15 protein-coding genes are annotated in these 12,857 nt (G+C 73.9%); 11 read left to right on the top strand and 4 right to left on the bottom strand.

The features are described 5' to 3' along the window. Positions 1-3: 3 nt before the first annotated feature. Together ADL29_RS31425 and ADL29_RS31430 are read right to left on the bottom strand one after the other, a co-directional pair. Positions 4-240, bottom strand: a complete 237-nt coding sequence (locus tag ADL29_RS31425) for a hypothetical protein (RefSeq protein ID WP_053926948.1) — start codon at positions 238-240, stop codon at positions 4-6. Between the two features lie 40 nt (positions 241-280). Continuing rightward, entirely contained in the window at positions 281-1,561 is a 1,281-nt protein-coding gene (locus ADL29_RS31430) for an inorganic phosphate transporter (RefSeq protein WP_053926949.1), read from the bottom strand. Positions 1,562-2,041: 480 nt separating this feature from the next. Here ADL29_RS31430 and ADL29_RS31435 point away from each other — a divergent pair, with 480 nt between their 5' ends. The 3 genes from ADL29_RS31435 to ADL29_RS31445 all read left to right on the top strand — a co-directional run bounded on the left by ADL29_RS31435 (position 2,042) and on the right by ADL29_RS31445 (position 5,600). Continuing rightward, positions 2,042-2,728 carry a class II aldolase/adducin family protein gene (locus ADL29_RS31435; RefSeq protein ID WP_053926960.1) on the top strand — a complete coding sequence of 229 codons (687 nt, stop codon included), beginning with the start codon at positions 2,042-2,044 and terminating at the stop codon, positions 2,726-2,728. A gap of 91 nt (positions 2,729-2,819) precedes the next feature. Continuing rightward, complete coding sequence (locus ADL29_RS31440; RefSeq protein WP_053926950.1) at positions 2,820-3,947, top strand: alpha/beta hydrolase; 1,128 nt, start codon at positions 2,820-2,822, stop codon at positions 3,945-3,947. Between the two features lie 171 nt (positions 3,948-4,118). Then, a complete protein-coding gene (locus ADL29_RS31445) occupies positions 4,119-5,600 on the top strand; it encodes a hypothetical protein (protein ID WP_053926951.1) in 1,482 nt (493 codons plus the stop codon). A 17-nt stretch (positions 5,601-5,617) separates the two neighbouring features. Here ADL29_RS31445 and ADL29_RS31450 read toward each other — a convergent pair whose 3' ends face one another. After that, a complete protein-coding gene (locus tag ADL29_RS31450; protein ID WP_053926961.1) occupies positions 5,618-6,031 on the bottom strand; it encodes a VOC family protein in 414 nt (137 codons plus the stop codon). 252 nt (positions 6,032-6,283) lie between these two features. Between ADL29_RS31450 and ADL29_RS31455 the strand changes: the two genes are divergently transcribed. The 3 genes from ADL29_RS31455 (at position 6,284) to ADL29_RS31465 (ending at position 9,346) form a co-directional block, all read left to right on the top strand. Continuing rightward, entirely contained in the window at positions 6,284-7,882 is a 1,599-nt protein-coding gene (locus tag ADL29_RS31455; RefSeq protein WP_046928666.1) for an ABC-F family ATP-binding cassette domain-containing protein, read from the top strand. A 346-nt stretch (positions 7,883-8,228) separates the two neighbouring features. Further along, positions 8,229-8,450, top strand: a complete 222-nt coding sequence (locus tag ADL29_RS31460; protein ID WP_006606369.1) for a helix-turn-helix domain-containing protein — start codon at positions 8,229-8,231, stop codon at positions 8,448-8,450. 116 nt (positions 8,451-8,566) lie between these two features. Beyond that, positions 8,567-9,346: an enoyl-CoA hydratase/isomerase family protein gene (locus tag ADL29_RS31465; protein WP_046928667.1), complete on the top strand. Its 780-nt coding sequence runs from the start codon at positions 8,567-8,569 to the stop codon at positions 9,344-9,346. 22 nt (positions 9,347-9,368) lie between these two features. Here the strand turns inward: ADL29_RS31465 and ADL29_RS31470 are convergent, their stop codons facing one another. Further along, positions 9,369-10,109, bottom strand: a complete 741-nt coding sequence (locus ADL29_RS31470) for a hypothetical protein (RefSeq protein ID WP_053926962.1) — start codon at positions 10,107-10,109, stop codon at positions 9,369-9,371. 242 nt (positions 10,110-10,351) lie between these two features. On the opposite strand from ADL29_RS31470, the gene ADL29_RS31475 reads away from it, so the two are divergent. From ADL29_RS31475 to amaP, 5 genes are read left to right on the top strand one after another with little or no spacing between them, the layout of a single operon-like run. Next, positions 10,352-10,807 (top strand): Asp23/Gls24 family envelope stress response protein, encoded by a 456-nt coding sequence (locus ADL29_RS31475; RefSeq protein WP_053926952.1) that lies wholly within the window; start codon positions 10,352-10,354, stop codon positions 10,805-10,807. Between the two features lie 56 nt (positions 10,808-10,863). Continuing rightward, positions 10,864-11,061 carry a hypothetical protein gene (locus ADL29_RS31480; protein WP_053926953.1) on the top strand — a complete coding sequence of 66 codons (198 nt, stop codon included), beginning with the start codon at positions 10,864-10,866 and terminating at the stop codon, positions 11,059-11,061. A 6-nt stretch (positions 11,062-11,067) separates the two neighbouring features. Continuing rightward, positions 11,068-11,466: a hypothetical protein gene (locus ADL29_RS31485; protein WP_053926954.1), complete on the top strand. Its 399-nt coding sequence runs from the start codon at positions 11,068-11,070 to the stop codon at positions 11,464-11,466. Next, positions 11,463-12,170 (top strand): DUF6286 domain-containing protein, encoded by a 708-nt coding sequence (locus ADL29_RS31490; protein WP_053926955.1) that lies wholly within the window; start codon positions 11,463-11,465, stop codon positions 12,168-12,170. Before ADL29_RS31485 ends, ADL29_RS31490 begins: the two co-directional genes overlap by 4 nt. 7 nt (positions 12,171-12,177) lie before the next feature. Continuing rightward, a complete protein-coding gene (gene amaP / locus ADL29_RS31495) occupies positions 12,178-12,783 on the top strand; it encodes an alkaline shock response membrane anchor protein AmaP (RefSeq protein WP_053926956.1) in 606 nt (201 codons plus the stop codon). The last annotated feature ends 74 nt before the right edge of the window (positions 12,784-12,857 follow it).

The raw sequence follows: 12,857 nt of genomic DNA on the forward strand, positions 1-12,857 counted from the left end.
GATTCAGGCGGCGACGATCAGGTAGATGCCGTACGCCACGGCCGCCGCGCACAGGGCGAAGGCGGCCATCGCCCCGGCCCGCGCACCCGCGCCGGGAGCGGTGGCCGTGGCCGCCTCGCCCTCCTGGCCCGGCCTGCGGGAGGTACCGACGATGCCGACGGTGAACAGGCCCACGATCCCGACCGTCACCGCGAGAGTGACGCCGAAGACCTGGCCGAGAGCTGCCCAGTCGATGCTCATGTGTTCCGTGTTCCTTACGGGAGGACGGCCGGTGGGACCGCTAGCGGGTGGCGGCCGTCGCGGCCTTGTTGCGCGGGGCGGGCGTGGACGGTGCCGCGGCACCGTCCGGCCCGGCGGCCGGCTCGGCCGGCTCGGTGACCGGAGCGGCCAGGGTGCCCGCCGGGGGAGGGGAGACGGTCTGCAGCGCGGCCGTCACCACGCCCACCGGCTCCTCGGCCGGGCCCTCGTTGACATTGGTGTGGTCGATGGGCTTGCGCCGGGAGGCGGCCCAGATCGCACCGCAGACCCCGAGGCCGAGGACGGCGACCGCCGTCACGCCCCAGGTGCCCTGTGTCGCCAGGAGCGCGGCGCCCGCCGCGACCGCACCGGCCGCGGGCAGCGTCAGGCCCCAGGCGAGAACCATCCGCCCGGCCGTCGACCAGCGCACCACGCCGCCCTTGCGGCCCAGGCCCGAACCCATCACGGAACCGGAGCAGACCTGGGTGGTGGAGAGCGCGAAGCCGAGGTGCGAGGAGGCCAGGATGGTGGCCGCGGCGCCGGTCTGGGCGGCGAAGCCCTGCGGCGGCTGGATGTCGGTGATGCCCTTGCCCATCGTGCGGATGATCCGCCAGCCGCCCAGGTACGTGCCGAGCGCGATGGCCATACCGGCCGAGGCGATGACCCACAGCGGCGGGTCGGCGTGCGGGGCGACCACACCGCCGGTGATCAGCGCGAGGGTGATCACACCCATCGTCTTCTGCGCGTCGTTGGTGCCGTGGGCGAGCGAGACCAGGGCGGCCGAGGCGATCTGCCCGGCGCGGTAGCCCTTGGCGGTGTCCGCCTCGTCACGGTGACGGGTCAGCCGGTAGGTGAGCCGGGTCGCGGCCATCGCGGCCAGGCCCGCGACGACCGGGGCGGCCACCGCGGGGATCAGGACCTTCATCACCACGGCGCTGCCGTGGACCCCGCCGGTGCCCACGGACACCAGCGTCGCGCCGATCAGACCGCCGAAGAGGGCGTGCGAAGAGCTGGAGGGCAGGCCCGCGAGCCAGGTCAGCAGATTCCAGACGATCGCGCCGACCAGACCGGCGAAGATCACTTCAGGTCTGATTCCGGCGCTCTCGTCGATGATGCCGCCGGAGATGGTCTTCGCCACCTCCACGGACAGGAACGCGCCGACGAGGTTGAGGACTGCCGACATCGCCACCGCGGTCTTGGGTCGCAATGCCCCGGTGGAGATGGTGGTGGCCATTGCGTTGGCCGTGTCGTGGAAGCCGTTCGTAAAGTCGAACACCAAGGCCGTGACGATCACGATCCCGATGAGAAGCGTGATGTGTTCCATTCACCCAGGCAATCAGTTCGAAGGTCAGTGTCGCTCGGACCGTAGGGACGGTGGGTGAACGGAAGATGAACGAGAAGGGGCTCGGCAATGACACCCCCGCATGGTTCACGCGGAGGAGTCACTGCTGTCACTTCCATCTCACCCTTTGGCCATCTTGCTGCGCTTGCCGAAGCCGCGTATCCAGCGGCCGGGGAGAGGGGGAGGGCGGTGGTGCATGGGTCCCCTTGGGGTCGCCGATCGGGGCTGCCGGTGTGCCGACTCTCACGTGCCGCCGGCTCTCCACCACTCATGCCCGGCACCGGCTGCCGAACAACACAAGACGGTCGATCCTCGGCCAATCGCCACCAACCGCTCCGTAACCCCCATATAGCGGATACCGGACAAGCGTGCCCGTGCCCTACCGTGCCCCCGCCTGCCCGTACGGTGGCCCGCACCGCACTCGTCGCCCATCCGCCCGCCGTCACCGCGCCGGAGGACACCATGCAGGACACCCCCCGCCCGACGAAGGACCGCCCCGACCGCCTCGCCGAAGCCTGGGGCGAGCTGGTCGCCGCCGCCCGCCGCACCGTGGCCGAGGGCCTGGTCGTCGGCACCTCCGGCAACGTCTCCTGCCGGATCAAGGACCTGATCCTGGTCACCCCCACCGGCGTGCCCTACGACCGGCTCGGCCCCGGCGACCTCACCGCCGTCGGCCTCGACGGCGTCCAGATCATCGGCTCCCTGCGCCCCACCAGCGAACTCCCCATGCATCTGGCGGTCTACCGCGACACCTCGGCCACCGCCGTCGTCCACACCCACGCCCCCTACGCCACCGCCGTCTCCACCCTCGTCACCGAGCTCCCGCCCGTCCACTACATGACCGGCGCCCTCGGCGGCCCGGTACGCGTCGCCCCCTATGCCCTCTACGGCACCGAGGAGCTCGCCGCGCACATGCTCGACGCGCTCCGCGACCGCACCGGCTGCCTGCTCCGCAACCACGGCACCATGGCCTACGGCGACAGCCTCGACCAGGCCCTGGACCGCACCGCCCAGCTGGAGTGGCTGTGCCGCGTCTGGCTGATCGCGAGCTCCCTGCCGGGGCATACGCCCAGCCTGCTGTCGCCCGGACAGCTGGACGAGGCCCGCGGCAAGCTCGGCGGCTACGGCCAGCCCGGCCGGCCCGGCTGACCGGCCGCCGCCACCGGGCCCCGCCGCCCGCCCGTCACCCGCGCGTCCCGCCCCGCTGGCCGCACCCGGCGGCCCTTTGCACACTGGAAAGGTGCGAAAGGCTACCGCGGCAGCCGTGGCCGCCACGTCCGTGCTCGGCGCCGGGGCGGCCGCCGTGGCGGTCGGCCGGTACGCCGGCGATGTTGCCCTGAAACCGTCCCCCGAGCACCCCCTGCCCGGCGACTCCCGCCTCACCGTTCACTCCTTCACCGACGATCTGATCACCCTGACCCGCGGTTTCGCCTCCCTGCGGCCCGGCGTCTACGGCCTGACCGGCGCCGGCTGCCACGCCGTGATCGGCCCCGTCGTCCACGGCTCCCCGCACGCCCCCGACACGGTCGTCCGCCGCCTGACCCGGGTCACCCACGGCACCCTGCGCCCGGGCGCCCGGATGCGGATGACCCCGCAGGTGCACATCGGCAACCCCCGCGACGCCCTCGGCGTCGAATGCGCCGACATCGACATCCCCGGCGAACTCGGCCCCCTCCCCGCGTGGTTCCTCCCCGGCGTCCGCGACACCTGGGTCATCACCGCACACGGCCTGGGCACCACCCGCGAACACCCCATGGTCGTCATGCCGTTCCTGCACGGCCACCGCCTCCCGGTCCTCGACATCGCCTACCGCAACGACCTGGGCGCCCCCGCCACCACCGACGGCATCAACCACCTCGGCGACGCCGAATGGCGCGACCTGGACGCCGCCATCCGCTATGCGGTCCGCTACGGCGCCCGCGACGTCGTCCTCCACGGCTGGTCCACCGGCGCCACCATGGCGCTGCGCGCCGCCACCCACTCCGCGCTGCGCGACCGCATCAGCGGACTCGTCCTGGACTCCCCGGTCCTCGACCGGCACGCCACCGTCCGCGCGCTGGCCTCCGCCCGGCGGGTCCCGCGCGCCCTGCTGCCCCTGGTCGTCCGCGCCGCCGAGGGCATCACCGGGCTGCCCGTCCACCGCCCCGCCGACGCCGTCGACCCCGCCACGCTGACCGTCCCCACGCTCCTCTTCCACGGCCCGGACGACACCCTCGCCCCCTGGGCCGCCTCCCGCTCCTTCGCCGCCCGCCGGCCCGACCTGATCACCCTTCAGACCGTCCCGCACGCCCCGCATGCCGCGATGTGGAACGCCGGCCCCACCCGCTACGAAGAGGCCCTGCGCCGCTTCCTGACCCCGCTGATGTGACCCCGCCCGCGGCCCCGCCGCGCCGCCGACCGGCGGCCGTACGGGGTGCACGGGGTGTACGCAGGGACAACTCCCCACATCGGGGATGGGTCGGCGAGGTGACGCGCCCCGGCGATGCCGCAAGCGGGGTTCCGATTGGGCTTTCGGGCCGTCAGCGGCAAGACTGCTCCTGTGACGTCCCGTACTCCGCGCGACTCCCGGCTCCGACTCGTCTCCGGCCAACCGATTGCGGCCGCCCGCCGGGCGGTGACCACCCGGGCCGCCCGTCCGGCGCCCCGCCCGCCCGCGGGCACCCCCGCCCCGGCGGAGCTGGCCCGCCAGGCCCGCGCCGTGCTGGCCGGCGCGGCCCGCCTCGCCCGCTGGGCCGACGGTCCCGGCGCCACCGGCGCGGGCCTGCGGGCCGAACCCGACGGAGCGCTCCCGCATGCCGCCGTGGAACGCGCCGCAGCGGACCTGCGGCTGACCCCGCACCAGGTCCGCGCCGACTGGGACCGCGCCCGGCTCGCCGGGCTCATCGAGCTGCACGGCGGCGTCGCCCGCCCCGGCTGGCGGCTGCGCGCCTGGGACCGCGACGACACCGCCGCCCTGCGCGGCTGGGTCGCCCTCTTCGACGCCTGGTCGCTGGCCCGCCCCGCACCGTCCGGCGCCGGTCCCGCGATCGTCGCCGAAGTCGTCGAGGCGGTACCGCAGTTGCTCTCCCTGCTGTATCTGTCGGCCGGGCCCGTCCGGCTGCCCGCCCTGCTGGACATGCTCGAACAGCGCGTCGCCGAGCTGCGCACCGAACGCTGCGAGGTCCCCTACGGACAGCCCTCCGTCGACGCCGCTGACGCCGACCGCGCCGAGGGGACGGCGAGCGAGGCCATGGGGGCCCCGCTCGCCGCGCTCCTGGTCTGGGCGCTGGGCGCGCTGACGACCGTGGGCGCGATGGTCCCGCCCCGCGGCGCGCCGCATGAGGCCCCCGACGGTGCGCACGGCGGCACGCACCAGGAGCCCTACGGCAGCGACGAGGCGCAGCTGACGCCGCTGGGCAACTGGGCGGTGTGGGTCAAGCTGGAGCAGATCTGCGTCGCCGCGCAGAGCCCGGCGGGCCATATCGAGCAGTCCGCGGAGGCGATGCTGCGCGGCTGCGCCCGGCTCACCCCGGGCCCGGCCCGCACCGAATACCGCGCCTGGCTCGCGGCCCGCGCGGTCGGCGCCGCCGTCGAGGAACTGCTGACCGTGGCCCGCGGGGAGGACGCGCTGCTGCGCGGCCTGGCCTTCGAGGCGCTGCGGGCCGTCGGCGCCCCCGCCGAACCCGCCGTCCGCGCCGCCGCCGACGAGCCGGCGCTGCGCCCGTACGCCCTGCTGTGGCTGGTCGAACACGAGGGCGGCGACCCGGAGACCGCGCCCGATGTGCTCACCCGCGAGGAGTCGACCTGGCTGTGGGTGGACACCGCGGCGGCCGTCGCGGACCACGGGGAGACCCAACTCCTGGTCCGGCACCTCGACTCGGCGGTCCAGGGATCGGTGCCGCGCCTCCTGGAGGAGGTCCGCGCCGTCGGCCACCCCCGCACCGTCCAGGTGCTGGTCGCCCTGGCCGCGGCGCACCCCGACCCGGCGCTCGCCAAGGCCGTGCGCCGCGCGGCGTTCCAGGTGCACACGGGCGGCGCGTAAGAGGCCGGCCGGGCGCCTCATGACGGGGCGCCCGGCCGGTACGTCCCGAAGCTCCAGACGTTGCCCTCGCCGTCCCGGGCCATGTAGTCGCGCGAGCCGTACTCCTGGTCCGTGGGCGGCATCAGGATCTCCGCGCCCGCCGCCTCGGCCCGCGCGCAATGCGCGTCGGCGTCCTCGACCACGACATACACGGCAGCCGGCCCGGCGCCCTCCATCGCCGCGTCGAACACACCCCCGCGCCCCTTGGAGCCCAGCATCACCCGCCCGTCCCCGTACGACAGCTCGGCATGCAGCACCGCGCCGCCCTCACCTTCGTGGACCGCCTCCTCGCGGAACCCGAACGCCTGCGTCAGCAGCCGGATCGCCGCCCGGGCGTCGCGGTAGAGCACCGCCGGGCAAACCGTGGGCGCCCCCGCTGCCGAACCCGTCATCGCCCTCACCGTCCCTCTCGTCCCGCCGGGTTGAGACCTCATGCACTGAGATCTGCGTCACAGTCTCGCAGGGGGGTCTGACAATGCCTCGGAAACCGTTCCTGACCTGCGGATTCAACGCAGGGGGAAAAGCGGTTGCACAACACCGTTAGACTGCCTGTATGGCAGTTCTCCTTTGGGTTCATTAGACGGCGCTGACCGCTCTCGGACCGTCCGTCCAACCCGCCGTCTTCCTGCCCTGGAGTCTTTTCCGTGATCACCGCCTCCGGCCTTGAGCTGCGTGCCGGCGCCCGAATCCTCATCGAGTCCGCTTCCTTCCGTATCGCCAAGGGCGACCGCATCGGCCTGGTCGGCCGCAACGGCGCGGGCAAGACCACCCTCACCAAGGTGCTGGCGGGCGAGGGCATCCCCGCTGCCGGCACGGTCACCCGCGGCGGCCAGGTGGGCTATCTGCCGCAGGACCCGCGCACCGGCGATCTGGACGTGCTGGCCCGCGACCGCATCCTGTCCGCCCGCGATCTGGACACCGTGCTGCGCAAGATGCGCGAGAACGAGGACCGGATGGCCAACGGCAAGGGCGCCACCCGCGAAAAGGCGATGAAGAAGTACGAGCGCCTGGAGACCGAGTTCCTGACCAAGGGCGGGTACGCCGCCGAGGCGGAGGCCGCGACCATCGCCGCCAGCCTCGGCCTGCCCGACCGCATCCTCGGCCAGCCGCTGCACACCCTCTCCGGCGGCCAGCGCCGCCGCGTCGAGCTGGCCCGGATCCTCTTCTCGGACTCCGACACCCTGCTCCTGGACGAGCCGACCAACCACCTCGACGCCGACTCGATCGTCTGGCTGCGCGACTACCTCAAGACCTACCGCGGCGGCTTCGTCGTCATCTCCCACGACGTCGACCTGGTCGAGACCGTCGTCAACAAGGTCTTCTACCTGGACGCCAACCGGTCGCAGATCGACATCTACAACATGGGCTGGAAGCTCTACCAGCAGCAGCGCGAGGCCGACGAGAAGCGCCGCAAGCGCGAGCGCGCGAACGCCGAGAAGAAGGCCGCGGCGCTCAACTCCCAGGCCGACAAGATGCGGGCCAAGGCGACCAAGACCGTCGCCGCGCAGAACATGGCCAAGCGCGCCGACAAGCTGCTCGCCGGCCTCGAGTCGGTGCGCGCCGCCGACAAGGTCGCCAAGCTGCGCTTCCCGGACCCGGCGCCGTGCGGCAAGACGCCGCTGACCGCCGAGGGCCTGTCGAAGTCCTACGGGTCCCTGGAGATCTTCACCGACGTCGACCTGGCCATCGACAAGGGCTCCCGGGTCGTCATCCTGGGCCTCAACGGCGCGGGCAAGACCACCCTGCTGCGGCTGCTCGCAGGCGTCGAGAAGCCGGACACCGGCGAGGTCGTCCCCGGTCACGGCCTGAAGCTGGGCTACTACGCCCAGGAGCACGAGACCCTGGATGCGGACCGTACGGTCCTGGAGAACATGCGCTCCGCCGCCCCGGACATGGACCTCGTCGCCGTCCGGAAGGTGCTGGGCTCCTTCCTGTTCTCCGGCGACGACGTCGACAAGCCGGCCGGTGTCCTCTCCGGCGGCGAGAAGACCCGTCTCGCGCTCGCGACCCTGGTGGTCTCGTCCGCGAACGTCCTGCTCCTCGACGAGCCCACCAACAACCTCGACCCGGCCAGCCGCGAGGAGATCCTCGGCGCGCTGCGCACCTTCACCGGTGCGGTCGTCCTGGTGACGCACGACGAGGGCGCGGTGGACGCGCTGCAGCCGGAGCGGATCATTCTGCTCCCCGACGGCGTCGAGGACCTGTGGGGCCAGGACTACGCGGACCTGGTCGCGCTGGCCTGACCGGCGTATGGATCATGCCGTCTGGATCATTCGGCCTACGCGTGATCCATCATCTGCGTGAGAACGGCTCGTACATCGGCGAGTCTGCGCGGCACGGCCGGGCCCCGGCGGGCCCGGCCGTCACCTTTTCGGCCGTATATCCCGGTACTCCCCCCTGACCTGCCGCTTTTCCGGGAATCCGGAGTGCGGTCCGGCCGCCGAGACGGACGGAATGCGGAATTCCGGGCGGGCCGGCGGCGCATCCGGCGGCAATTCCCGTCGTATATCCCTTGCGGAATGGGTGGCCAGGAAGCCGGGGAGGGGTGATCATGAGAGTCCAGAGCGCACTTCCCATGAGGAGGCACGGGTGGCCGAGACTCTGAAGAAGGGCAGCCGGGTGACCGGCGCCGCGCGCGAGAAGCTCGCGGCAGACCTGAAGAAGAAGTACGACTCCGGAGCGAGCATCCGGGCGCTGGCCGAGGAAACCGGTCGCTCCTATGGGTTCGTGCACCGGATGCTCAGCGAATCCGGTGTGGTCCTGCGCGGTCGAGGCGGAGCCACCAGGGGCAAGAAGGCCGCTTCTGCCTGACGTCCGCGACTCCGGGTAACCACGGTTCTCCCCCCGGCCGGTCGAGCAGTCGGCCGGGAGGTTACCGTTCAGTCACTTACGCACGCAGGTGCGGTCGGCTGACTCGGAGGCGCTCGATGACTCTGCTCGACAAAGACGGTGTGCGGCTCACCGTGGACGACACCATCGCCACGGTGACCCTCGCCAACGCGGCCAAGCGCAATGCGCAGTCGCCCGCCATGTGGCGGGCGCTGGCCGAGGCGGGTTCGCTGCTGCCGGGTGATGTACGGATCGTGGTGCTGCGCGGTGAGGGCAAGTCCTTCTCCGCCGGTCTCGACCGGCAGGCGTTCACGCCGGAGGGGTTCGACGGTGAGCCGTCGTTCCTCGATCTGGCACGCGGTGCGGACACCGAACTGGACGCCACGATCGCGGAGTACCAGGAGGCGTTCACCTGGTGGCGGCGCACCGATCTGGTGTCCATCGCCGCTGTCCAGGGCCATGCGATCGGTGCGGGCTTCCAGCTCGCCCTCGCCTGCGATCTGCGGGTCGTGGCCGAGGACGTGCAGTTCGCCATGCGCGAGACCAGCCTGGGCCTGGTGCCGGACCTGACGGGCACACATCCCCTGGTCGGGCTGGTGGGCTATGCCCGCGCGCTGGAGATCTGCGCCACCGGGCGCTTCGTGCACGCCGAGGAGGCCGAGCGGGTGGGCCTCGCCAACCTGGTGGTGCCCGGGGACGAGCTCGACGGCGCGGTGGCCGACCTGGCGGCCGCGCTCATCGCCGCGCCGCGGGACGCCGTCATCGAGACCAAGGCCCTGCTGGCCGGGGCCGCGGGCCGTACCTACGAGGAGCAGCGCACCGCGGAGCGGGCCGCCCAGGCGCGCCGGCTGCGCGATCTCGCCGGGCTGGGGGACTAGGACCTGTCCGCCGGCCCGGCGCTCATGCGTGCGGACCGACCGCCGTCACCAGGACGGCGACCGTCTCCGGGGCCGCCGGGGCGGCCGTCGCCGCTGCGCGTACCGCCCGTGCGACGTCCAGGGCGCGATGGCCGGACGCGGTGGCCAGCTGGATGAGGGCGTGGCCGGCGTCCAGGCGTACGGGGCGGGAGCGGCCGCCGAGCGCGGGGGCGAGGCGGGCCACGCCCGGGACGCCGCGGGCGACGGCGGCGATCCCTTCGGGTCCCTCCTGCGCGGCTCCCGTACGGTCCGCCTGCGCGGCGCTGCCGGCCGGGGGCGCCGGGGCTTCGGGCGCCAAGGGTGGCGATGGCGGGGCGGGAGCCTCCCCGGCCTCCAGCAGCCCGCTGATCCGTAGGTCCACCGGGCCCACCAGCAGGCCCAGCTCCCGGTCCGACGCCTCCAGCAGGGCGGCGCGCACCGCGTCCGCGAGGGCGGGCAGCGGACGGCCGCCGGGCGCGGTGAGGTCGGCCGTGATGCGCAGCGGGCCCGGCGGCAGTGCGCTCGGCGGTGGCGGAACGGACGGTTCCGGGGCGCTGCCGGGGTCCGCGACGGCCAGCCGCAGCGCGCCGAGGCGGGCCCCGGCCGGTGCGCCCACGGCCGCCCGCAGCGCTCCGGCGGCCGCGCGCTCGGTGATCCATGAGCCGTCCGCGGGCCCGCCCAGGGGCAGCACCCGGCCGATGCCCAGCTGCTGCCGTACGGCCGGCGCCAATCGGTTCGCGGTCACCAGCCTCACCCCTTCTCCGGACGGTGCCCCCAGCCTGCCGCAGTCCGGCCCGTACGGCAGGCCGGTGCCACGCAGGAGGCCGTACGGAGCACCCGTCTCACCCACCTGCCGCATACCGGGGCGAGCCGGTAAAACCGGGCCTAGGGTGGGGAGCGGAGCGGGGGCGGCTGCCTTCCGCCGCAGATCCCTGCGGCCCCTCCGTCCCCTCAGGCCCCGACCCCTCCGGAAAGGGACGAACGGCGATGAGCGAGAGTCAGCAGATGCCCGAAGGCCCGCGGAAGCCGGTCAAGCGCGGCGGTGGCGACCCCGGGTCCCGTGGGCGTACCACCATCGCCGACGGCGTCGTGGAGAAGATCGCCGGGCTGGCGGCGCGCGATGTCGTGGGCGTGCACGCCATGGGCAGCGGCTTCGCCCGGACCCTGGGGGCCGTACGGGAGCGGGTGCCCGGCGGCGGCAAGGCGTCCGCGACGCGCGGGGTGAAGGCCGAGGTCGGGGAGGTGCAGACGGCGCTGGACCTGGAGATCGTGGTGGAGTACGGGGTCTCCATCGCCGATGTCGCGCGGGCCGTCCGGGAGAACGTCATCTCCGCCGTGGAGCGGATGACGAGCCTGGAGGTCGTCGAGGTCAACATCGCGGTCAGCGACGTCAAGCTGCCCGACGAGGAAGACGAAGAGGAAACGGAGCCGCGCATTCAGTAGCGGGGCCCGGCCACAGCGGCAGGGCCCGCCCGGAGCGGAGAGCGAAGGAGCGCACGATGAGCATGGCCGCGGTCGGCCTGCTGGCCGGCATGGCGCTGGGCATCGTCGGATACTTCGGCGGGTTCGGAGCGTTCGTCCTGGTGGCGGCCCTGGGCGCCATAGGGTTTGTGGCCGGCAAATTCCTGGACGGGGATCTGGAAGCCGGCGATTTCTTCCGCGCGCGGACCGGCGGCCGCGACACCCGGCGGCGGTGAGGCCGGGTGGCAGCCGTCTACGGGGCGGCCCCCGCCGCCGCCCCTGCCGTACCGGCGGGCGAGCGGGGCGCGACCAGAATCGCGGACCGGGTGGTGGCCAAGATCGCCGCACAGGCGGCGCGCGAGGCGCTGCGCGAGGCGGCTCCCACCGCACCCACCGACGCCCATGCGACGGTCACCGTCCACCGCCGTGAGACCCGGCGGAATTTCGGCGAGGCCCGGGTCCGGGTCGCCGTCGAGCTGGGCTACCCCTGCGACATCGGGGCGCAGTGCCGGGTGGTGCGTCGTCAGGTCACCGAGCGGGTAAGGGCGTTGGCGAGCATGGAGGTGCCGGAGGTCGCGGTGGAGGTGGAGCGGCTGCGCTCCCCGCAGCTGGAGGGCGCGGACCGGGAAAGGGTGCGATGAGCGACCACGCAGACGACGCGGACCGGGCGGACCACGCCGGCGGTGCGGCGGAACGGCCGGACACCGTACGGCTGCCGACGCTCGACAAGGCGCCGGGGGGCGGGGACGGGCTGGAACAGTCCGGCTCGCGCGCGGCCTATACGCACACGGGCGACGAGGACCGCACCGTACGCCGCCCCTGGTCGGCCCGGCGGGTACCGGCCGCGCTGGTCGCCCTCGTGCTGCTCGGCGCGCTGGGGATGCTGCTGTACGACGTGGCCGCGGTACGGGCCGGCCGCCCCGCGATGGCCTGGCGCACCTGGCTCGCCCACCAGCTGGCCACCCGTCACCTGGACAGTCCCTGGGTGCTGGGCGCCGCCGCGGCCGCGGTGCTGGCCGGGATCTGGCTGCTCGTGCTGGCGGTCACGCCCGGTCTGCGCGAGGTGCTGCCGATGCGCCGCACCGCCCCCGGTGTCCGGGCCGTCCTGGACCGTTCGGCCGCCGCCCTGGTGCTGCGCGACCGCGCCATGGAGGTCGCCGGTGTGCAGTCCGTACGGATGACCGTCGGCCGCCGTAGGGCCAGAGCGCGGGCGCTCGCGCACTTCCGCGAGCTGGACGAGGTCCGCGGCGACCTCGACACGGCGCTCGGCGACGGCCTCGAACAGCTGGGGCTGGCCCATGGGCTGCACCTGATCGTCGACGTACGGCGCCCGAAGAAGAGGTGAGCGCGCGATGCGCACGGTACGCAGAGGCACCAACCGGGTGCTGCTGGGCCTGATCGGCGCGGTGCTGCTGGGGACCGGGGGAGTGGTGCTGATGGGCGGGTTCGGCCTGCCCGCCAAGTGGCACCTGGACCTGCCCCGGGGCTGGCCCTGGACCCGGCCCGGCGAGGTGCTGCTGTCCGCACAGGACCGCACCCGGTGGACGGACCGCGGCTGGTGGTGGCCGGTGGTCATCGCCGTCCTGGCGGTGCTCGTTCTGCTGCTGCTGTGGTGGCTGGTGACCCAGCTGCGCCGGCACCGGCTGGACGAGATCCTCGTCGACAGCGGGGACGGCGAGGGCGCCCTGCTGCGCGGCCGGGCGCTGGAGGCGGTGCTGACGGCCGAGACGGAGGCGCTGGAGGGCGTTGACGGGGCCGCCGCGCTCCTGACCGGCCGCCGTACGGAACCGCGCGTACGCGCCGTTCTCGCGCTTGCCCCGCACGCCGATCCCGGCACGGTCGTCCTGCGCTTCGCCGACGCGGCGGTGGCCCATGCACGCGGCTCGGCGGGGCTGGACCGGCTGCCGGCGGAGGTACGGCTGCGGGAGGTGCGCCACCGGGCGGAGCGGGTGAGTTAGGCGGCGGGGCGGGTGGGGCGGGGTGGGGCCGGCGGTGCGGCTTCGCGTGCGGCCCCCCCACCCCACCCACACAC

Source organism: Streptomyces chattanoogensis, assembly GCF_001294335.1.
In the GTDB taxonomy this organism is placed as follows: Bacteria; Actinomycetota; Actinomycetes; order Streptomycetales; family Streptomycetaceae; genus Streptomyces; species Streptomyces chattanoogensis.

Excerpts from the sequence above, each read along its gene's own strand:
- ADL29_RS31425 (WP_053926948.1), bottom strand. The coding sequence starts at position 240 with ATGAGCATCGACTGGGCAGCTCTCGGCCAGGTCTTCGGCGTCACTCTC.
- ADL29_RS31430 (WP_053926949.1), bottom strand. The coding sequence starts at position 1,561 with ATGGAACACATCACGCTTCTCATCGGGATCGTGATCGTCACGGCCTTG.
- ADL29_RS31435 (WP_053926960.1), top strand. The coding sequence starts at position 2,042 with ATGCAGGACACCCCCCGCCCGACGAAGGACCGCCCCGACCGCCTCGCC.
- ADL29_RS31450 (WP_053926961.1), bottom strand. The coding sequence starts at position 6,031 with ATGACGGGTTCGGCAGCGGGGGCGCCCACGGTTTGCCCGGCGGTGCTC.
- ADL29_RS31465 (WP_046928667.1), top strand. The coding sequence starts at position 8,567 with ATGACTCTGCTCGACAAAGACGGTGTGCGGCTCACCGTGGACGACACC.
- ADL29_RS31475 (WP_053926952.1), top strand. The coding sequence starts at position 10,352 with ATGAGCGAGAGTCAGCAGATGCCCGAAGGCCCGCGGAAGCCGGTCAAG.
- ADL29_RS31480 (WP_053926953.1), top strand. The coding sequence starts at position 10,864 with ATGAGCATGGCCGCGGTCGGCCTGCTGGCCGGCATGGCGCTGGGCATC.
- ADL29_RS31490 (WP_053926955.1), top strand. The coding sequence starts at position 11,463 with ATGAGCGACCACGCAGACGACGCGGACCGGGCGGACCACGCCGGCGGT.
- amaP (WP_053926956.1), top strand. The coding sequence starts at position 12,178 with ATGCGCACGGTACGCAGAGGCACCAACCGGGTGCTGCTGGGCCTGATC.